Below are 18,181 nucleotides of genomic sequence, written 5' to 3'. Positions count from 1 at the left end.
AGTATGTCCTACACTGTTGTGATTCCGGCCCGCTATGCCTCGACACGCCTGCCGGGAAAGCCCCTGGCGGATATTGCCGGCAGGCCAATGATCGCACATGTTCATGACCGCGCCTGCGAGAGCGGGGCCAGCCGCGTGATCATTGCCACCGATGATTCCCGGATTGAAACCGCCTGTCGGGCTTTCGGAGCGGAAGTGGTGATGACATCGGCCAACCACGCCAGTGGAACCGATAGGCTGGAAGAGGTCGCCCGGCTGATGAATTTCGGGCCCGACGAGCGGGTGGTCAATGTGCAGGGTGATGAACCGCTGATTCCCCCGGAACTGATTGATCAGGTGGCTGCCAACCTGGAGGCCCATCCCGACGCCGCCATCGCCACCCTCTGCGAGCCAATCCCCGATGCGACCAGTGTATTCAATCCCAATGTGGTGAAAGTGGTGTTTGATCACCGTGGCATGGCACATTATTTCAGCCGCGCCCCGATTCCCTGGGCTCGGGATGCGTGGCATACCCCGGAAGGGGACAGGTCGTTACCGGAAGGGGTCGGTTACTATCGCCACATCGGCATTTACGGTTACCGTGTCAGTCTTCTGCGGGATTTCGTGACCTGGGCACCAGCCCCTGCGGAAGTAACGGAATCCCTGGAGCAACTGCGGGCCTTGTACAACGGAGCCCGCATACACGTGGAGGAGGCCTGCCGGATACCGCCCTCCGGTGTGGACACGCAGCAGGACCTGGAGCGTCTGCGAACCATCATGGCCGCAAAGAAAAAGGAGGCCCCGAAACCATGACTGAACCGGTAAAGGTACTGTTTGTCTGCCTCGGAAATATATGCCGTTCCCCCAGTGCCGAGGGAGTTTTCCGCGAGGAGGTTCGCAAGGCGGGGCTTGAAGATCAGATCCTGATCGACTCCTGTGGTACTGGCGACTGGCATGTGGGCAAGGAGCCGGACAGCCGGGCGATAGCCGCGGCCCGGAAACGCGGCGTTGATATCGGTGACCTCCGGGCTCGGCAGTTCCGCAGTGAGGACCTGGACGAATTCGACTATATCCTGGTGATGGATCGGCAGAACCTGGCGGATATCCGGGATATCTGGCGCCAGAACGGCGGTACCGAACCGGTCCTGTTTCTGGGTTATGGTCGGTCCGGATATGATGAAGTGCCAGATCCATACTATGGCGGCAACCATGGCTTCGAACATGTGCTGGACCTGATTCATGAGGCCAGTGAAGGTCTCCTGACCCACATCCGGGAGCAGCTGGCTTGATCGATAAGGCCCGGATTCAGGAGAACGTCTTTCTGGGCGAAATGAATAGCCTGGCCATCGCCGCGAGAGCGCGGTATTTCGTATCCGTGACGTCACTGGAGTCGCTCCGGCAGGCCCTGGACTGGGCCGCGGATAAATCCGTGGAACCGCTGATTCTCGGTGGCGGCAGCAACCTGTTATTTGCCGGTGACTATCCCGGGCTGGTTATTCGAATGGCCATCTCCCGCCGGTGCTGGGAGCACATCGACGGTGACGAGGCGACGCTGGTGCTGGGTGCCGGCGAGAACTGGCATGACGTTGTCATGTACGCCGCTTCCGCAGGTTACCGTGGCATCGAGAACCTGGCGTTGATTCCGGGTACCGTTGGCGCTGCTCCGGTCCAGAACATCGGAGCCTATGGTGCGGAACTGCGGGATACCCTGCTGGAGGTGTCCGCCCTTGACCGTCATACCGGCCAGGAAATCAGCCTCACCAACAGCCTCTGCCATTTCAGTTACCGCGACAGCGTGTTCAAACACGAACCCGGCCGCTATGTTATCACCACGGTTCGCCTGAGGCTGTCCCGCTCCCGGCCTTTTTCCCTGGGTTACCGAGATCTTGCCGACTATTTCGAGGGGCAGGACACCCGTGACCTGACGCCACTGGATGTGGCCAATGGGGTGATGGCAGTGCGGCGGCGGAAACTGCCGGACCCGGCGCAACTGCCTAATGCCGGCAGCTTTTTCAAGAATCCGGTCGTACCCCTCGACACCTGGCACGCCCTGCAACGAACCTGGCCGGACATTGCCGGTTATCCAGGCGATGACAGCGCCAAGGTGGCTGCAGCATGGTTAATTGATCAGTGTGGCTGGAAGGGGTATCGCAACGGCAGGGTGGGGGTTCATAACCGGCAGGCGCTGGTGCTGGTCAACCATTCCGGCGGCAGTGGCGGCGATGTGCTGGCGCTGGCAGACAGAATTCGCAGTGACGTTGAAGCGCGCTTTGGCATAGCGCTGGAGATGGAGCCAGGGGTGGTTGGTACCACCCCCATGCACTGAAGCCTCAGAGCCCGTTGCGGGGTGAAGCGCTGATCAGGAACGGAAGGGCTTCGTCCAGCGCAATATCCTGCTTGTCCGCATCGCGGCGGCCCTTGTATTCCAGTGTTTCCGCCGCCAGCCCCCGCTCGGACACCACGAAGCGATGGGGTATGCCAATCAGTTCCATGTCCGCGAACTTCACGCCGGGCCGTTCGTTGCGGTCGTCCAGCAGCACATCAAAACCGGCCTGGCGAAGTTGTGTGTAGAGCTTCTCACCGGCTTCCATCACCGCCGGTGATTTGTGAGCATTCAGGGTCACGACAGCCACCTCAAAGGGTGCAATGGCCTCTGGCCAGATGATGCCCTTGTCGTCGTGGTTCTGCTCGATGGAGGAGGCGACGATCCGGGAGACGCCAATGCCATAGCAGCCCATCTCCAGGATGGCGCTCTTGCCGTTCTCGTCCAGCACAGTGGCGTTCATGGCCTTGCTGTACTTGTTGCCCAGCTTGAAAATATGGCCAACCTCAATGCCTCGGCGGATTTCCAGCGTGCCTTTTCCGTCCGGGCTCGGATCGCCTTCCACCACATTGCGCAGGTCTTCAACCCGGCCCAGGGGTACATCCCGCTCCCAGTTGACACCCGTCAGGTGGTAGCCTTCCTTGTTGGCGCCGCAGACAAAGTCAGCCAGGTGGGCTGCGCTGCGGTCAACAATCACCGGTACCCGCAGATTGACGGGGCCGATGGAGCCGGCCTTGCAGCCAATGGCCTGTTCGATTTCCTCATCGGTGGCCATGGTGAGTGGTTCCGCTACACCTTCGAGCTGTTCCGCCTTGATGTCGTTGAGGGTGTGGTCACCCCTCAGGACCAGCGCAACCAGTCCGTTGTTGCCGTTCTCATCTTCCTCGGCCCTGACCATCAGGGTCTTGACGGTTGCGCTGGCGTCGACACCGAGGAAACCGGCAACCGCCTCAATGGTGCGCTGTCCCGGCGTTGCCACTTCTTTCATGTCCTGTGCCGGTGCCGGACGTTCGCCGGCCGGCGCAACAGCTTCCGCCTTCTCGATGTTGGCGGCGTAGTCGCTTTCGGTGCTGAAAACGATGGCGTCTTCCCCGGAAGAGGCCAGCACATGGAATTCATGGGAAGCGCTGCCGCCAATGGCGCCGGAGTCCGCTTCCACCGGGCGGTAATCCAGGCCCAGCCGGTCGAAAATGGCACAGTAGGTCTGGTGCATCACCTGGTAGGTTTCGTTGAGAGACTCGGCATTCACATGAAACGAGTAGGCGTCTTTCATGATGAACTCACGGGCCCGCATCACGCCGAAACGGGGGCGTCGCTCATCGCGGAACTTGGTCTGGATCTGGTAGAAATTCGCCGGCAGTTCCTTGTAGCTCTTGAGTTCGTTGCGGATCAGGTCGGTGATCACCTCTTCGTGGGTCGGCCCGAAGCAGAAGTCGCGCCCGTGGCGGTCCTGCATCCGCAGCAACTCTCCCCCGTATTGCTCCCAGCGCCCGGATTCCTGCCACAGTTCGGCGGGCTGCACCGCGGGCATCAGCACCTCCTGGGCACCGCTCTTGTCCATCTCTTGCCGCACGATGCGTTCAACCTTGCGCAGCACCCGCAGTCCCATAGGCAGCCAGGAGTAGAGGCCAGAGGCCAGTTTGCGGATCATCCCGGCCCTGAGCATCATCTGGTGGCTGATGATCTCGGCATCTGCAGGCGTTTCTTTCTGGGTGGCAATCAGGTAACGGCTTGCTCGCATTGTGTTATCCGTAAGCAGTTGAGAAGGATTCTTTATTTATCACATGGTGGCCGTTATTGTACGGAGCGATTACCACAAGGTACAGATGGACATACGGAGAGTCGTGAATGACCCTGACAGCCGCAGAGATTGAAGCCGTAATACGCGCCGGAGTGCCCATGGCGGAGGACATTGGTTTTACGGTCGATGAAGCCGGTGAGCAGGGGTATGCCCGCACCCGCCTGGTGTTTTCGGAGCGGCTGATTCGCCCCGGTGGCACCCTGTCCGGTCCGGTGCAGATGGCGCTGGCGGATGCGTCAATGTACGCGGCGGTCATGGCGGCCATCGGGAAAGTCGAGATGGCGGTGACCAGTAACCTGTCGATCAATTTTCTGCAGAAGCCGGCACCGGCGGATCTGGTGGGAGAGGCCACGGTCCTGCGCCTGGGCAGACGGATCGCATTCTGTGAAGTCCGGTTGCTGTCCGGGGAAGGGGATGAGCAGCAACTGGTCGCCCACGTTACTGGCAGCTATGCTTTACCCTATAACCATAACTGAAGCAGGGATATGACCGACGAATCCGCAGACGTCACGCCCCGCCGCCGGCCGGTGCAGGCCAGAAGCCGGGAGCGGGTTAATAACATACTCAGCCACGCGGCGGCGATCTTCCATGAGGTCGGTGTCGACGCCACCAGTATGTCTGCCATAGCCCGCCAGTCGAATATGTCACTGGCCTCCCTGTATCGTTATTTTCCCAACAAGACAGCCATCGTAAAAGCCATTGCCGAAGAACATGTCAGGAAGATGGAAACCGCGTTGCGGGACAGGCTTGAAACCCTGGACCTGACGGACGCAGTGGATGTGCTGATTGATCAGTTCTATGAATTCTACCGCACGGAGCCGGCTTACTCGGCCATCTGGAGTGGTGTTGAATCGATACCGGAGTTAAGGGAGCTGGATGTCCGTGAACTATACACCCATGCCCGGGATATGGACGCACGCCTGCGGCGGGAATGCCCCCAAATACCGGATGACCGGCGCTGGACCGCAAGCCTGATGCTGCCAAGATCCGCCGGTACCGTCCTCAGGCTAGCGGCCACACTGCCGGAGCACCAGGCCCGCCTGATGATCAGCGAACTCAAGTGCATGGCCCGGTGCTACCTGGCCGAACTCGTCGGTTAATCTCAGGAAAGGTACCCCAGAGGTAACGCGGTACTGTCGATCACCCGTCTCAGTACGAAACTGGAGTGGACGCCGCTCACGCCCTGAATGCGGGTAATCCGGTTCAGCAGAAAGTGGTGATAATGGTCCATGTCCGGCACCACCACCTTCAGCATGTAGTCGGCATCCTGGCCCGTGATCAGGTAGCACTCCTGTACTTCCGGGTATTCCCCCACCTGCTTCTCGAATTCGGCAAAGCGCTCGGGAGTATGACGATCCATACCGATCAGGATGATCGCGGTCAGAGAAAGGCCGAGTTTCTTGTGGTCGAGTATGGTGACCTGCCGGACAATGACGCCGGCCTCTTCCAGGGCGCGAACCCGCCGCAGGCAGGGTGAAGGAGAAAGCCCCACCTTGTCCGCCAGCTCCTGGTTGGTCAGGGAACCATCCCGTTGCAACTGTTCGAGGATATTGCGGTCAATCTTGTCGATTTTGACAAGCGTTTTCGAAGTTGTTGACATAAAATGCTCAGGTAAAGTCATTTGGTAGAATAATATAGCTATTCTCAGTCTTATGGAGGCAAAAAAGCAATCATTTTCCCCTCCAGACCCGTTAATCTGGTACACAATCAATGAATTCCCGGACAGAACAGCAAGGAATCACCCCAATGACATTTGATCATCGTAAATACGTTGCGTTTAAACCAGTGGCAAAGAAAGATCGCCGCTGGCCCGACCAGGTCATTACCCGTGCACCGCGTTTCTGTGCCGTGGACCTCCGGGATGGCAACCAGGCACTGGTGAAGCCCATGTCGGTGGCCCAGAAGCAGCGGATGTTCGACTTGCTGGTGAAGCTCGGATTCAAGGAAATCGAGATCGGCTTCCCGGCGGCCAGCCAGCCAGATTTCGATTTCTGCCGCAAACTGATCGAGGAAGACCGGATTCCTGACGACGTGCATATCCAGGTTCTTACCCAGGCCAGGCCAGAGCTGATCGAACGCACTTATGAGGCGCTGAAAGGCGCACGCAAGGCCATTGTGCATGTGTATAACTCCACCTCCACGGTTCAGCGTGAGCAGGTGTTCGGCATGGACCGGGACGGCATCAGGGACATCGCGGTTAACGGTGCTCGCATCGTCAAGGCCAACGCCGAGAAATACCCGGATACCGAGTGGACCTTCCAGTACTCCCCGGAGAGCTTCACCGGCACCGAACTGGACTACGCCGCCGAAGTGATTGATGCGGTCAATGATGTCTGGCGCCCGGACCAGGGGCAGCCGGTGGTGATCAATCTGCCGGCGACCGTGGAGATGGCCACCCCGAATGTGTTCGCCGACCAGATCGAATGGATCTGTGACAACGTCCGTTATCGTGAGCACATCAGTATCAGTGTCCATACCCATAACGATCGCGGTTGTGCCGTGGCGGCTGCGGAACTGGCGGTCATGGCCGGTGCCGACCGGGTGGAAGGCACCCTGATGGGTAACGGTGAGCGTACCGGGAACATGGACCTGGTGACCATGGCCATGAACCTTTATTCCCAGGGCGTGGATCCTACCCTGGATCTGTCCGGGATGGCCGAAATTACCGACGTAGTGGAAGCCTGTACCGAGATATCCACTCATCCGCGCCATCCCTACGCCGGCGAGCTTGTATTTACCGCCTTTTCCGGCAGCCATCAGGATGCGATCCGCAAGTGTCTGGCGAAGCGCAGGGAGGGCGACACCTGGCATGTGGCCTACCTGCCAATCGATCCGAGGGATCTGGGCCGCCGATACGAAGAGGTGGTCCGTATCAACAGCCAGTCAGGCAAGGGCGGTGTTGCCTATGTGCTTGAACGTGACTACAACATCAGTCTGCCGCGCTGGTTGCAGATCGAGTTCAGCAAGCTGGTGCAACGGGAGGCGGAAACCAACGGCGGTGAAATCGACTCGCTGACCATCCACCGTCTTTTCGAAGACCGTTATCTGAAAGTCGTCGGGCCCTGGGAGCTGCGGTCCTACGATCTGCACCGGGACGACGAGGGCGTAACAGCCACAGTCAGTATTGGTGCCGGCGACAACCCGGTGACTCTGAAAGGGCAGGGGCTCGGTGCTGTTGAGGCGGTCTGCGCAGCTCTGGAAGCGGAGTATGACCTGTCCCTGGCGGTAGAGGCCTATGACGAGTTTGCCCTCGGTGAGGGCACCAATGCCAATGCACTGGCCTGCATCCGTGTGACCATCAATGGCCAGCACTGCAGTGCGGCTGCCCTGGCCGAGGATACCACTTCCGCAACACTTCAGGCGCTGTTCTCGGCAGTGTCCCAGGCGGTGAGTGGGGAGGACCCCCGGGGAGCCCGCCATGAAGAGGCCGCCGAGGCGGGTGCCTGAGCACTAAAAAAGCCGGCAGCTGCCGGCTTTTTCGTATTCCCTGTGCCCGTGAGGGGCATAGGGCGGGGTCGCGTAAACCTCAGACCGGGGTTACGTTTTCCGCCTGGGGGCCTTTCGGTCCCTGTGTAACGGTAAACTGCACCTGCTGACCTTCGGTCAGGGTGCGGAATCCGCTCGCGTTGATTGCACTGTAGTGAACGAAAACGTCACTGCCACCGTCCTGAGCGATGAAGCCAAAGCCCTTGGACTCGTTAAACCACTTTACGTGGCCTGTTTTTGTATCATCTGACATTGATCTTTCCTGTATTTCCGAGATTTTTGCCCTCACGGGACCTTCGGTGTTCCGACGGGATTACCGATGCTGCAAAAATCCAGAAAGTACTGAGGAAAGGGGCAACGAAGAGCTCTTCGGCAGGACGTTGAAACGCATTCACCAAATACCGCTGTATTTTCACAGCATTTTCAGTATAGACCGCGCTGGGAGTGCGTCAACGCTTTTTTTAGCACTTTATGCAAGTTTTTTAAGCCTAAAAAACAACAAGTTGTAATAAGCTTGTCGCCAAACCGAAGCTTTGCCGGCTGGCAGGCTCCGGTTGGTGACAGAAGGGGGCAGGGGCGCTACCCGTCAGCGTTTGAACTGCTGGCTGATTTCTTCCAGTATCGCCGGGTCGTCAATGGTGCTGGGCACCGAGTATTCCTCGCCGTCTGCGATCTGGCGTATAACCCGGCGCAGAATCTTGCCGGACCGGGTTTTAGGCAGCCGGTCCACTACCAGGGCCCTCTTGAAGCAGGCAATGGCGCCAATCTTGTCCCTTACCATTTCCACCAGCTCGTCTTCAAGCTCGTCATGATCGATGGTCGCGCCATCCTTGATCAGCACCAGGCCGATGGGGATCTGGCCTTTCATTTCGTCATGGGCGCCTACCACGCAGCATTCGGCAATGGCAGGGTGAGAGGCCACAACCTCCTCCATTTCGCCGGTTGAAAGCCGATGCCCCGCCACGTTGATAACGTCGTCGGTTCGTCCCATGACGAACACATAGCCGTCATCGTCGATGTAGCCTCCGTCACCGGAGCTGTAGAACCCCGGAATCGGCTCCAGGTAGGTTTTGCAGAAGCGGGCGTCGTCACCCCAGACGGTTGTCATGCAGCCGGGGGGCAGGGGCAGTTTGACAGTGATCTGGCCCTGTTCGCCGGCAGGCACCTGGCTGCCTTCCATATCCACCACCTGAACGTTATAACCCGGCGAGGGCACGGTGGCGGATCCGGGTTTTGTTTCCATCATCTCGATACCCACCGGGTTACAACAGATGGCCCAGCCGGTTTCCGTCTGCCACCAGTGGTCGAGAATTGGCAGGCGGGTATGCTCCTTGAGCCACTCATAGGTGGGCGGATCCAGCCGCTCTCCGGCCAGGAAAATTCGCTTCAGGGAGCTGATGTCATAGCGTGCCAGCTCATCCGCTTCCGGGTCTTCCTTGCGAACCGCCCGGAAGGCTGTGGGGGCGGTAAACAGCAGGTTGACGCCATGATCCTGGACAACGCGCCAGAATGCACCCGCGTCCGGTGTCTTGACCGGCTTGCCTTCATAGAGAATGGTGGTGCACCCTGCAAACAGGGGAGCGTAGACAATATAGCTATGGCCGACCACCCAGCCTACGTCAGAAGCCGCCCAGTAAACATCGCCCGGGCCGGCATCGTAAACCAGTTGCATGCTGTAGCGCAGGGCCACCGCATGGCCGCCGTTATCACGGACAACACCCTTGGGTTTACCGGTAGTGCCTGAAGTATAGAGAATATACAGGGGGTCTGTTGCATTGACCGGCACCGGGTCCACGGGACTGGCCTGCGCCATGAGCTCGTTCCAGTCAAAGTCGCGGCCTTCCCTGAGCTCGGCTTTCACCTGGGGACGCTGAAACACAATGCAGCATTCCGGTTTATGGTCAGCCTGATCGATTGCCCTGTCCACCAGCGGCTTGTACTCGATCACCTTTTTCACTTCGATACCGCAGGAAGCGGTAATGACAGCCTTGGGTGTGGCATCGTTGATGCGCACTGCCAGTTCATGAGCGGCAAAGCCACCAAATACCACGGAATGTATGGCACCTATACGAGCGCAGCCGAGCATGGCGATGACGGCTTCGGGAACCATGGGCATATAGATAATCACCCGGTCGCCCTTGGTTACCCCCCGGTCCTGCAGTGCACCGGCAAAGGTTGCCACGGCCCGGGTAAGCTCGTTATAGGTGTACGAACCGGTGGTGCCGGTTACCGGGGAGTCGTAGATCAGGGCTTTCTGCTCACCGCGTCCGGCGCGGATGTTCGCATCCAGTGCGACATCCGAGGTGTTCAGGATGCCGTCCGGGAACCATTCGCCATGACCATTATCCTTGGGCTGCCAGATGGTTCTGGGCGGCTCGATCCAGTCAATGGCAGCCGCCTTTTCCCGCCAGAATTCTTCAGGCCGGTCGATGGATCGCCTGAATTCGGAGTGGTAGTCCATAACATCCACCTCGTAACATTGTTGTTGTGTTGCGCATTAATCACAACTGTAAGCGCTTTGAGAGGCAGGACTACTAGACCATAGGCTAAGTTTCTGTCTTTTTGACGGTTATCGGTCCCCGGAATTGACTGAAATCACATTTGCACTGAGCTCGCCATCGGCTACCCGGGCCCTGATGGTTTCGCCCGGTTTTACATCCCCGGCCCGGCGGACAATGTCGCCATTCTCCTGCTGAACGATTGCATAGCCCCGGCCCAGAGTGGCCAGGGGGCTGACCACATGGAGTGTCTGGCCCATGTGTTCCAGTAGTTCGCGCCGCCGGTTAATGGTTTCGCGGGTTGCCCGCAGCAGTCGGTCTATTAGCTGGCTCACGGTACCCTGGCAATCGCTAAGGGCTTTCGCCGGTGACTGCATCGCCAGGCGTTGTTCCAGGTGGGCGGCGCGGACCCTGTCCCGATCAATGCGTTGCGCAATGGCCTTGCCCAGCCTCAGGTCCAGTTCATCCATGCGCTGGGCTTTTTCCATCAGCTCCCGGCGTGGGTCCCTCAGCCGGGCGGAAAGGTGCTCCAGTTTTGTCTCCATGCGTTTGAGGGCCCGGCTTGCGGCCCCTGCCAGCCGCAGCTCCTTTTCCTTGAGCTGGCGCAGCCAGTCATTCTGGTCGGGCGAGATTTTCTCCGCCGCTGCCGAAGGCGTGGCGGCTCGCAAGTCTGCGACGAAATCGGCAATAGTGATGTCCACTTCGTGGCCTACCGCGCTGACGGTGGGCAATGGGCATTGTGCTATTGCACGGGCTACGGCTTCCTCATTGAAGCACCAGAGATCCTCCAGGGATCCACCGCCACGGCCGATAATCAGAACGTCAGCAACACCGTGGCGTGCAGCCCGGTCAATGGCCCGAACGATGTCTGCGGTGGCTGCCTTGCCCTGGACCGCCGTGGGGTAGAGGGTAACGGGTATGGCGGGGCATCTTCTGGCGAGCACGGTCAGAATGTCGTGGATGGCCGCGCCGGTGGGCGAGGTGACCACACCGATATGCCGGGGTGTTGTTGGTAATGGCTTCTTGCGGGCTGCATCAAACAGCCCTTCCTGTTGCAGTTTCCGCTTCAGTTCCTCGAAAGCCTGTTGCAGCGCCCCCAGGCCGGCGGGCTCGATATGCTCCACAATAATCTGGAAGTCACCCCGGTTCTCATAGAGCGTGACCTTGCCACGGATGCGCACCTGCTCGCCTTCTTTCGGAACCTCCCTGACGTGCTGGTTGAAGCCCCGGAACATGGCGCAGCGGATCTGGCACCTGCGATCCTTGAGGGAAAAGTACCAGTGTCCGGAGGGCGGGCGGGAAAGCCCTGACAGCTCCCCTTCCACCCAGACCTGCATGAAGCTGGCCTCGAGTAAATGGCGGGCCTGATGATTCAGTTCGCTGACACTCAGTGCCCGGGGTCGGGAATCCTGAAAACCGCTGTCCAAGGGAGGCGCTCCGTGTTGATGCATACGCACAAGCCGAAAATGGAGGGTAAAAATAGCGAAAATTCAAAAAGATGCAACCCGGCAGTCAAACAACGCCGGTTTACTGTCAACCAAGGCCCATTTATAATAGGCCGATTAAGGATTTTGCTTTGCCGCTCCCTGCACGAAGCGGCACCGGAATCCTCCAATCTAGCATGTTCAAAAGGCGGATCCCAATGCTGCGAATTGCCGAAGAAGCCCTCACATTTGACGATGTACTGCTCGTTCCCGGACGTTCAGAGGTTCTTCCTCATCAGGTCAGCCTGCAAACGCAGCTGACCAAAGCCATAACGCTCAATATCCCCCTCTTGTCCTCGGCCATGGATACGGTCACCGAGGCAGAGCTGGCCATCTCCATGGCGCAGGAAGGTGGCATCGGCATCATGCACAAGAGTATGTCGGTTGAGCAGCAGGCAGCCGCGGTCCGCAAGGTCAAGAAGTTTGAAAGTGGTGTTGTGAAAGACCCGATCACCGTTACACCGAATACCACGGTGCGCGAGCTGGTCGATATCACCATGGCGAATAATATTTCCGGACTGCCGGTTGTCGACGGCCGTGATCTGGTCGGTATTGTGACGGGCCGGGACATCCGGTTCGAGAGCCGGCTGGACACGCCGGTTTCCGAAATCATGACCGGAAAAGACAAGCTGGTAACGGTAAAGGAAGGTGCGAACCTGGACGACGTCAAGGAACTGCTCCATCGTCATCGCATCGAGAAGGTGTTGGTGGTCAATGATGAGTTCCAGCTCCGTGGCCTGATCACCGTCAAGGATATCCAGAAAGCCAAGGATTATCCGCTGGCGTGCAAGGACGACCAGGGGCGTCTCAGGGCTGGTGCAGCCGTGGGAACCGGTGCTGATACCGACGCCCGGGTTGCCGCACTGGTTGAAGCCGGGGTGGATGTAATCGTGGTGGATACTGCCCATGGCCACTCCAAGGGAGTGCTGGACCGGGTTCGCTGGATCAAGCAGAACTTCCCGGATGTACAGGTTATTGGTGGCAACATTGCCACTGCAGATGCCGCTATTGATCTCGCAGACGCCGGCGCAGACGCCGTCAAGGTGGGAATCGGCCCCGGTTCTATTTGTACCACGCGTATTGTCGCCGGAATCGGCGTTCCCCAGATTACAGCGGTATCCAATGTGGCGACCGCACTGAAAGACCGCGGCATCCCCGTGATTGCTGATGGCGGTATCCGTTTTTCCGGTGACATCTCCAAGGCCATCGCCGCCGGCGCCTACAGCGTAATGATTGGCAGCCTGTTGGCAGGCACCGACGAGGCACCGGGTGAGGTCGAGCTGTTCCAGGGCCGGAGCTACAAAGCCTATCGGGGCATGGGTTCCATCGGTGCCATGGGGCAGGGTTCCAGTGATCGTTATTTCCAGGATGCCAGTAAAGGCACTGACAAACTGGTGCCGGAAGGCATTGAGGGCCGGGTGGCCTGCAAGGGTCCGATGCGCAACATCGTTCACCAGTTGATGGGTGGTCTGCGGGCCTCCATGGGGTACACCGGCTGCGCCACCATGGAGGAGATGCGCACCAGGCCCGAGTTTGTCCGCATTACCAATGCCGGTATGCGCGAGAGCCACGTCCACGACGTGACCATCACCAAGGAAGCCCCCAACTACCGTATCGGCTGATTATTGTCGTTCCAGGCGCGGCTCAGGGTATGAGCCGCGCTTTTTCTTTCTGATCCGAGGATTTCATGGCCCACAACATCCACGACCACCGCATTCTGATTCTCGATTTTGGCTCCCAGTACACCCAGCTGATCGCACGTCGTGTGCGGGAAATCGGTGTCTATTGTGAGGTCAAGGCCTTTGATATCACCGATCAGGAACTGAAGGACTTCAACCCCAAGGGAATCATCCTTGCCGGCGGCCCTGAATCCGTCACCCAGCTCGGAGGCCCACGTGCGCCCGAAGGGCTGTTCGAAAAGGGGATTCCAGTACTGGGTATCTGTTACGGCATGCAAACCATGGCGGAACAGCTCGGCGGCCGCGTGGCCAGTTCCGAAAAGCGGGAATTCGGTTATGCCCAGGTCAAGGTTCGGGCCAAGGGGCCATTGCTCCAGGACATTACCGACCACCTGACACCCAGCGGTGACTCATTGCTGGACGTATGGATGAGCCATGGCGACAAGGTGGTGGCCATGCCGGAAGGCTTCGAGCTGCTGGCCTCCACTGAAAGCGCGCCCATCGCTGCAATGCAGGACCTGAACCGCCATCTATATGGTGTGCAGTTCCATCCCGAAGTGACTCACACCCTGCAGGGCAAGCGCATTCTCGAACACTTTGTACTCAATATCTGCCAGTGTGAAGCCCTGTGGACGCCCGCCAGGATTGTCGACGATGCGGTTCGGCAGATCCGTAACCAGGTGGGTGACGGCAAGGTACTGCTGGGGCTTTCCGGTGGCGTTGATTCTTCGGTCACGGCGGCCCTCCTGCACAAGGCCATTGGTGAGCAGCTGACCTGCGTGTTCGTGGACAACGGCCTGCTACGCCTGCACGAAGGTGACCAGGTGATGGATATGTTCGCCAGCAACATGGGCGTCAAGGTCATCCGTGTGGATGCGGAAGACCTGTTCCTGTCCAAGCTGAAGGGCGTTGATGATCCCGAGAAAAAGCGCAAGATTATTGGCAACACCTTTATCGACGTATTCGATGAGGAAGCGGCCAATATCCGCGATGTAAACTGGCTGGCCCAGGGTACGATCTACCCGGATGTGATCGAATCCGCTGCCTCCAAGACCGGCAAGGCCCATGTCATCAAGTCCCACCATAATGTGGGCGGTTTGCCGGAAACCATGAAGATGAAACTGGTTGAACCGCTGCGGGAGCTGTTCAAGGACGAAGTACGCCGGATCGGGCTTGAACTTGGTCTGCCATACGACATGGTGTACCGCCATCCGTTCCCCGGGCCGGGCCTCGGCGTGCGGATTCTGGGTGAGGTCAGGAAGGAATACGCCGAAATCCTGCGCCGAGCCGATGCCATCTTCCTGGAAGAACTGCATCGCGCCGACTTCTATCACAAGACCAGCCAGGCTTTTGCGGTCTTCCTGCCAGTGAAGTCCGTGGGTGTCGTGGGAGATGCCCGTCGATATGAATACGTGGTGGCGTTGCGGGCCGTGGAAACCATCGACTTCATGACGGCGCGCTGGGCACATCTGCCCTACGATCTGCTGGAAACCGTGTCGAACCGGATTATCAATGAAATTGAAGGTGTTTCGCGGGTAACCTATGACATATCTTCAAAACCGCCAGCAACCATCGAGTGGGAGTAGGCAGCCTGAAGCTTTTCAGCACTGAATGTCACCGCGCGCAATCGCGCGCAAGCCATCCAGGTCATAATGTTTGATGTAACGCCGCCTGATTCTGAGGATTCCCCGATCATGAAAGCGGGAGAACACACGGCTTACGGTTTCTTCAGCCAGTCCCAGATAGCTGCCAATATCAATGCGGTGCATGTGAAGCACCAGCTCACCCTTCCGGAAACCGGCATGCTCCATTCTGGTTGTCAGATTGACGAGAAAGGTGGCGATGCGCTGACTGGCATTCATTGTGGCCAATGAGTAAATCAACGCTCTGTCGCTCAATATGATGCGGCCCATGAGTTCGAGCATCTTATGCAGAAGTGCCAGGCCGGTTTCGGAGTTTTCCCGCAACAATGAGAGCGGGACAAGGCACGCTGATCCGACACTCAGCGCTTCTGTGGTATAGGTATGGCCCCCTTCGCCAATACTCTCGAGGCCAAAGATGTCACCCGCAATATAGAATCCGGTCACCTTTGAATTGCCATCCTCGGTCACCGAATAGGATTCGAAAAAACCGGACTTGACGATGTACATTCCCTGGAAGGGCTCACCCATTGTAAATACAGGGTCTCCGGGCTGGTAAGTCTGATTTTGCTGGATCCGGCTATTGTAATCAGCCAGTTGGCCGTCGTTCAGATCGCCTGCCAGGCAGGATGAACGTCGGGCGCATGAGAAACAATCCGATGCGCGTGGGTTGAGGCGGGCTATTAGGCCATCTGGCCTGACTGAATCCCTGGTCTGCGGCATGACAGGTGCTCCGGTCCATGAAAACATCAGCTGTTGGGCGCCAAGTCTACAATCGCAATCCGCTCTAACCGCCTGCAGGATGCGACAGAAAAATAATATAGAAAGCGCAATGTGGTTTCCATTACTTTGCTCAGAATTCGCAGGGCTGGCTTTCAGGCAGGGAACGCCCGTGTTCGGCAGCCGGAACCGGTTGTATGGGCCAAGGCGGTTATTGGAGCACTATGTAACCGGTAAGAAAACGCCGGTTCAGTCTTCGGTCATCTGGTGTGCGGGTACAGTGACTCTGGCCAGCAATGGCAGGTGATCGGAAGCGACCCGGGCCAGTTGTGAGCGGTAGGTTTCCAGGCCGCTGATCTGCAGATCGCTGCTGACAAAAATGTGATCAATACGCAGGGCGGGAAAGCGGCTGCTGAACGTTGCCGCCGGGCGGTGCCCGGGGGCCTGCAACTGAACGTCGTTCATCTGCCGGGCCAGGCGTTGGTAGGCAGCGGATGACGGTATGGCATTGAAGTCACCGCAGAGGATGACCGGCTGCCGGCAAGCGTCATTGCCCAGCCAGTCATCGCCAAGCAAGGCGTTGACCTGTGCGTTGCGTTCTGCCGGGCTGAGGCCCAGATGGGTGTTGATGATCTGCAGTTCCCGGCCATTGAATTCCACCGCCACCCAGATTGCGCCACGCGGTTCCAGTGCTGGCCGTCCGGGGAGACCTGGCAGCAGGGCCGCCTTGACCAGGCGCTGTGGCAGGTGTGTCAGGATGGCGTCACCATAGCGTTCCTCTTCCAGGTGAATGGCAGGGTGGAACTGATAGGTCATCTTGAGATGGTGTGCTATCTGGTGGGCCTGGTCCAGGTTCAGGCTGCGTGATCGGCCAACATCCAGCTCCTGCAGTGCAACCACGTCAGGATGACTGCGCGCAATGACGCGGGCGATACGGGCAGCGTCTGCCTTGCCATCGAGTCCGATACAACTGTGAACGTTGTAGGTCATGACTTTCAGGGTATCGGTCTGCCGATCTTCAGTGCGATGTGGTATCCGGGCCCCGAAAGCCGGTTGTTCTGCGTGACTGCGGAGATGTTTCAGGGCGCTCTCGCGCAGATCCAGAGGACGCAGGAATGAATAGTCCCGGACCGGCAAGGGGGCGTCTATGGGCAGCAGCGCAAAGCCGTGGGTTTCTTCGGGCGTCAACCCGCCATGGGCCCCGTTTTCGATAGCAAAGCTCAGCGGGTCAACGCCCTGGTGCCAGCCCAGCGCTACAAGATTACCGGCATCCTCATGCCGGCACAGACACGCGAGATCCTGGCCCAGCATAGTGATGAAAGGATGCCGCTCATCGAACAGCAGGGCGGTATCATCCGGGATACGATGTATACCCAATGTGCTGTACGCAAGGATGCAGCCCTCCCCGTCGACAGTCAGTACCACGGGCACCTGATGGTGATGCACCAAGGAATGACTCAGCCTGTGACGCTCATCCTCACTGAGCTTATGGGGGGCGTACAGGTGCGCGACGGGGCCCAGGTCGGTGACCACCCAGTCTGATCCGTCTGTTGTTCGGCCCTTCAGTGTCTGGCAACTTTGACGCAGCGCTTCGGATAGTGGGTATCCCTGCCGGGTTTCATAGGGTGTGACACCGGATTGTCCGTGATCAGAGTAAACCCAGAGATCATAGTGTCGCCACGGAGAGCGGTTGGTGGCATGCCAGAGGCGGGATATGGCGTCGTCTATACCTTTGAGTGTCCAGTGAGCAAACAGGGAGCCGGGGCCGCGCCGGTGTGACTGCTCGTCATAACCGAGCAGATTGATATGTATGACTGGCAATCCTCGGGCAATATCGATTTTTCCCCCGATTACACACAATTCCCGCAGTACAATGGATACCCCGACTCGCGACGGAATGAACCGTAGTTCCCTGAAAAAGTCCTGGCCCCGGATGATGCCACGCACCAGATCAGTTGCAGCCAGACCCAGTTCCAGAAACAGCAGGGCCATGATGCGGACAAAGCTGTACAGATTGGCCGTCAGGAATGTCAAAAGTACGAAAGGGTTGGCACCTCGCAGCGCCGGCCCCCAGCCCATGGATGTGGGGCAGAAGTGGGGCTCCGCCGCCCCGCCGGAGTAATTGTCTGAATACGCGCTGCCGCCGGCAAGCAGAGGTTCGGGGTCATCAGTGGCGTAACGGCGTTCAATTCTCTCGGCCGGCTCGGCTTCATGCATGCGCACAACCTTGCCAGAGTGTGAATCAAGGAAGGAGTAGGCTGGCACAGCCGTTTTTGTGCCATAGAAAAGCTCAGCCTGAACGGCAGCTGTGGAGGCAGGCAGGCCAGAATAAAAGCTCCTGGTCTGGTAGTGCTCTTTCTGTAACAGGCGCTCGAGGAAGGGCATTTCGCCTGATGCGAGTGCCTTTTCAAACTGCGACCGTGACAGTCCGTCTATCTGCACCATGACCAGGCCCGGTCTTTCCGTAGCGCCTTCGGAAAACGGCAGGCGCAGCAGACGGGCGAGCCAGAGACTGCGGCTGAGGAAGTGGCGCAGCCGCCGGAAAAAGTGTTCGATCCGGCTTATCATAGA

Annotated in this window: 15 protein-coding genes; 8 read left to right on the top strand and 7 right to left on the bottom strand. The window is 58.6% G+C overall.

Annotation, left to right across the window (positions count from 1 at the left end; genetic code table 11):
- Positions 1 to 3: 3 nt before the first annotated feature.
- The 3 genes from kdsB to murB are packed head-to-tail and all read left to right on the top strand — an operon-like array spanning position 4 to position 2,305.
- A complete protein-coding gene (kdsB, locus tag HLUCCO03_RS10925) occupies positions 4 to 792 on the top strand; it encodes a 3-deoxy-manno-octulosonate cytidylyltransferase (RefSeq protein ID WP_027832320.1) in 789 nt (262 codons plus the stop codon).
- A complete protein-coding gene (locus HLUCCO03_RS10920) occupies positions 789 to 1,268 on the top strand; it encodes a low molecular weight protein-tyrosine-phosphatase (protein ID WP_027832319.1) in 480 nt (159 codons plus the stop codon). Before kdsB ends, HLUCCO03_RS10920 begins: the two co-directional genes overlap by 4 nt.
- Positions 1,265 to 2,305 carry a UDP-N-acetylmuramate dehydrogenase gene (gene murB, locus HLUCCO03_RS10915; RefSeq protein WP_027832318.1) on the top strand — a complete coding sequence of 347 codons (1,041 nt, stop codon included), beginning with the start codon at positions 1,265 to 1,267 and terminating at the stop codon, positions 2,303 to 2,305. The genes HLUCCO03_RS10920 and murB overlap by 4 nt, the downstream gene beginning before the upstream one ends.
- A 4-nt stretch (positions 2,306 to 2,309) precedes the next feature.
- Here murB and HLUCCO03_RS10910 read toward each other — a convergent pair whose 3' ends face one another.
- Positions 2,310 to 4,043, bottom strand: coding sequence for a proline--tRNA ligase (locus HLUCCO03_RS10910; protein ID WP_027832317.1), 1,734 nt, complete (start codon positions 4,041 to 4,043; stop codon positions 2,310 to 2,312).
- Between the two features lie 107 nt (positions 4,044 to 4,150).
- Here HLUCCO03_RS10910 and HLUCCO03_RS10905 point away from each other — a divergent pair, with 107 nt between their 5' ends.
- Both HLUCCO03_RS10905 and HLUCCO03_RS10900 read left to right on the top strand, forming a co-directional pair.
- Positions 4,151 to 4,579, top strand: coding sequence for a PaaI family thioesterase (locus HLUCCO03_RS10905; RefSeq protein ID WP_027832316.1), 429 nt, complete (start codon positions 4,151 to 4,153; stop codon positions 4,577 to 4,579).
- Positions 4,580 to 4,588: 9 nt separating this feature from the next.
- The gene (locus HLUCCO03_RS10900) at positions 4,589 to 5,203 is read left to right on the top strand and encodes a TetR/AcrR family transcriptional regulator (protein WP_027832315.1); all 615 of its coding nucleotides are present in this window, start codon (positions 4,589 to 4,591) and stop codon (positions 5,201 to 5,203) included.
- 2 nt (positions 5,204 to 5,205) lie between these two features.
- Here HLUCCO03_RS10900 and HLUCCO03_RS10895 read toward each other — a convergent pair whose 3' ends face one another.
- Positions 5,206 to 5,703 (bottom strand): Lrp/AsnC family transcriptional regulator, encoded by a 498-nt coding sequence (locus HLUCCO03_RS10895; protein WP_027832314.1) that lies wholly within the window; start codon positions 5,701 to 5,703, stop codon positions 5,206 to 5,208.
- Positions 5,704 to 5,849: 146 nt separating this feature from the next.
- Here HLUCCO03_RS10895 and leuA point away from each other — a divergent pair, with 146 nt between their 5' ends.
- On the top strand, positions 5,850 to 7,550 hold the full coding sequence (gene leuA, locus HLUCCO03_RS10890) for a 2-isopropylmalate synthase (RefSeq protein ID WP_027832313.1): 1,701 nt from the start codon (positions 5,850 to 5,852) through the stop codon (positions 7,548 to 7,550).
- A gap of 79 nt (positions 7,551 to 7,629) precedes the next feature.
- Here the strand turns inward: leuA and HLUCCO03_RS10885 are convergent, their stop codons facing one another.
- The 3 genes from HLUCCO03_RS10885 to xseA all read right to left on the bottom strand — a co-directional run bounded on the left by HLUCCO03_RS10885 (position 7,630) and on the right by xseA (position 11,538).
- The gene (locus HLUCCO03_RS10885) at positions 7,630 to 7,842 is read right to left on the bottom strand and encodes a cold-shock protein (protein ID WP_027832312.1); all 213 of its coding nucleotides are present in this window, start codon (positions 7,840 to 7,842) and stop codon (positions 7,630 to 7,632) included.
- Between the two features lie 333 nt (positions 7,843 to 8,175).
- A complete protein-coding gene (locus tag HLUCCO03_RS10880; protein WP_027832311.1) occupies positions 8,176 to 10,050 on the bottom strand; it encodes a propionyl-CoA synthetase in 1,875 nt (624 codons plus the stop codon).
- Positions 10,051 to 10,158: 108 nt separating this feature from the next.
- The gene (xseA, locus tag HLUCCO03_RS10875) at positions 10,159 to 11,538 is read right to left on the bottom strand and encodes an exodeoxyribonuclease VII large subunit (RefSeq protein WP_036197556.1); all 1,380 of its coding nucleotides are present in this window, start codon (positions 11,536 to 11,538) and stop codon (positions 10,159 to 10,161) included.
- Between the two features lie 191 nt (positions 11,539 to 11,729).
- Here xseA and guaB point away from each other — a divergent pair, with 191 nt between their 5' ends.
- Both guaB and guaA read left to right on the top strand, forming a co-directional pair.
- Positions 11,730 to 13,193 (top strand): IMP dehydrogenase, encoded by a 1,464-nt coding sequence (gene guaB / locus HLUCCO03_RS10870; RefSeq protein ID WP_027832309.1) that lies wholly within the window; start codon positions 11,730 to 11,732, stop codon positions 13,191 to 13,193.
- Positions 13,194 to 13,258: 65 nt separating this feature from the next.
- Entirely contained in the window at positions 13,259 to 14,836 is a 1,578-nt protein-coding gene (gene guaA, locus HLUCCO03_RS10865) for a glutamine-hydrolyzing GMP synthase (protein ID WP_027832308.1), read from the top strand.
- A 15-nt stretch (positions 14,837 to 14,851) separates the two neighbouring features.
- Here guaA and HLUCCO03_RS10860 read toward each other — a convergent pair whose 3' ends face one another.
- Both HLUCCO03_RS10860 and HLUCCO03_RS10855 read right to left on the bottom strand, forming a co-directional pair.
- The gene (locus HLUCCO03_RS10860) at positions 14,852 to 15,613 is read right to left on the bottom strand and encodes a helix-turn-helix domain-containing protein (protein WP_292016691.1); all 762 of its coding nucleotides are present in this window, start codon (positions 15,611 to 15,613) and stop codon (positions 14,852 to 14,854) included.
- 246 nt (positions 15,614 to 15,859) lie between these two features.
- Positions 15,860 to 18,178: an endonuclease/exonuclease/phosphatase family protein gene (locus HLUCCO03_RS10855; protein WP_027832307.1), complete on the bottom strand. Its 2,319-nt coding sequence runs from the start codon at positions 18,176 to 18,178 to the stop codon at positions 15,860 to 15,862.
- Between the last annotated feature and the right edge of the window lie 3 nt (positions 18,179 to 18,181).

Origin of the sequence: Marinobacter sp. HL-58 (assembly GCF_001314605.1) — a bacterium.
In the GTDB taxonomy this organism is placed as follows: domain Bacteria; phylum Pseudomonadota; class Gammaproteobacteria; order Pseudomonadales; family Oleiphilaceae; genus Marinobacter.
This window is presented reverse-complemented; position numbering and strand designations above follow the sequence as displayed.

Coding starts and splice junctions, on each gene's coding strand:
- kdsB (WP_027832320.1), top strand. CDS start 4: ATGTCCTACACTGTTGTGATTCCGGCCCGCTATGCCTCGACACGCCTG.
- guaA (WP_027832308.1), top strand. CDS start 13,259: ATGGCCCACAACATCCACGACCACCGCATTCTGATTCTCGATTTTGGC.
- HLUCCO03_RS10910 (WP_027832317.1), bottom strand. CDS start 4,043: ATGCGAGCAAGCCGTTACCTGATTGCCACCCAGAAAGAAACGCCTGCA.
- HLUCCO03_RS10860 (WP_292016691.1), bottom strand. CDS start 15,613: ATGCCGCAGACCAGGGATTCAGTCAGGCCAGATGGCCTAATAGCCCGC.
- leuA (WP_027832313.1), top strand. CDS start 5,850: ATGACATTTGATCATCGTAAATACGTTGCGTTTAAACCAGTGGCAAAG.
- HLUCCO03_RS10920 (WP_027832319.1), top strand. CDS start 789: ATGACTGAACCGGTAAAGGTACTGTTTGTCTGCCTCGGAAATATATGC.
- HLUCCO03_RS10900 (WP_027832315.1), top strand. CDS start 4,589: ATGACCGACGAATCCGCAGACGTCACGCCCCGCCGCCGGCCGGTGCAG.
- HLUCCO03_RS10905 (WP_027832316.1), top strand. CDS start 4,151: ATGACCCTGACAGCCGCAGAGATTGAAGCCGTAATACGCGCCGGAGTG.
- xseA (WP_036197556.1), bottom strand. CDS start 11,538: ATGCATCAACACGGAGCGCCTCCCTTGGACAGCGGTTTTCAGGATTCC.
- HLUCCO03_RS10855 (WP_027832307.1), bottom strand. CDS start 18,178: ATGATAAGCCGGATCGAACACTTTTTCCGGCGGCTGCGCCACTTCCTC.
- HLUCCO03_RS10880 (WP_027832311.1), bottom strand. CDS start 10,050: ATGGACTACCACTCCGAATTCAGGCGATCCATCGACCGGCCTGAAGAA.
- guaB (WP_027832309.1), top strand. CDS start 11,730: ATGCTGCGAATTGCCGAAGAAGCCCTCACATTTGACGATGTACTGCTC.
- HLUCCO03_RS10885 (WP_027832312.1), bottom strand. CDS start 7,842: ATGTCAGATGATACAAAAACAGGCCACGTAAAGTGGTTTAACGAGTCC.
- HLUCCO03_RS10895 (WP_027832314.1), bottom strand. CDS start 5,703: ATGTCAACAACTTCGAAAACGCTTGTCAAAATCGACAAGATTGACCGC.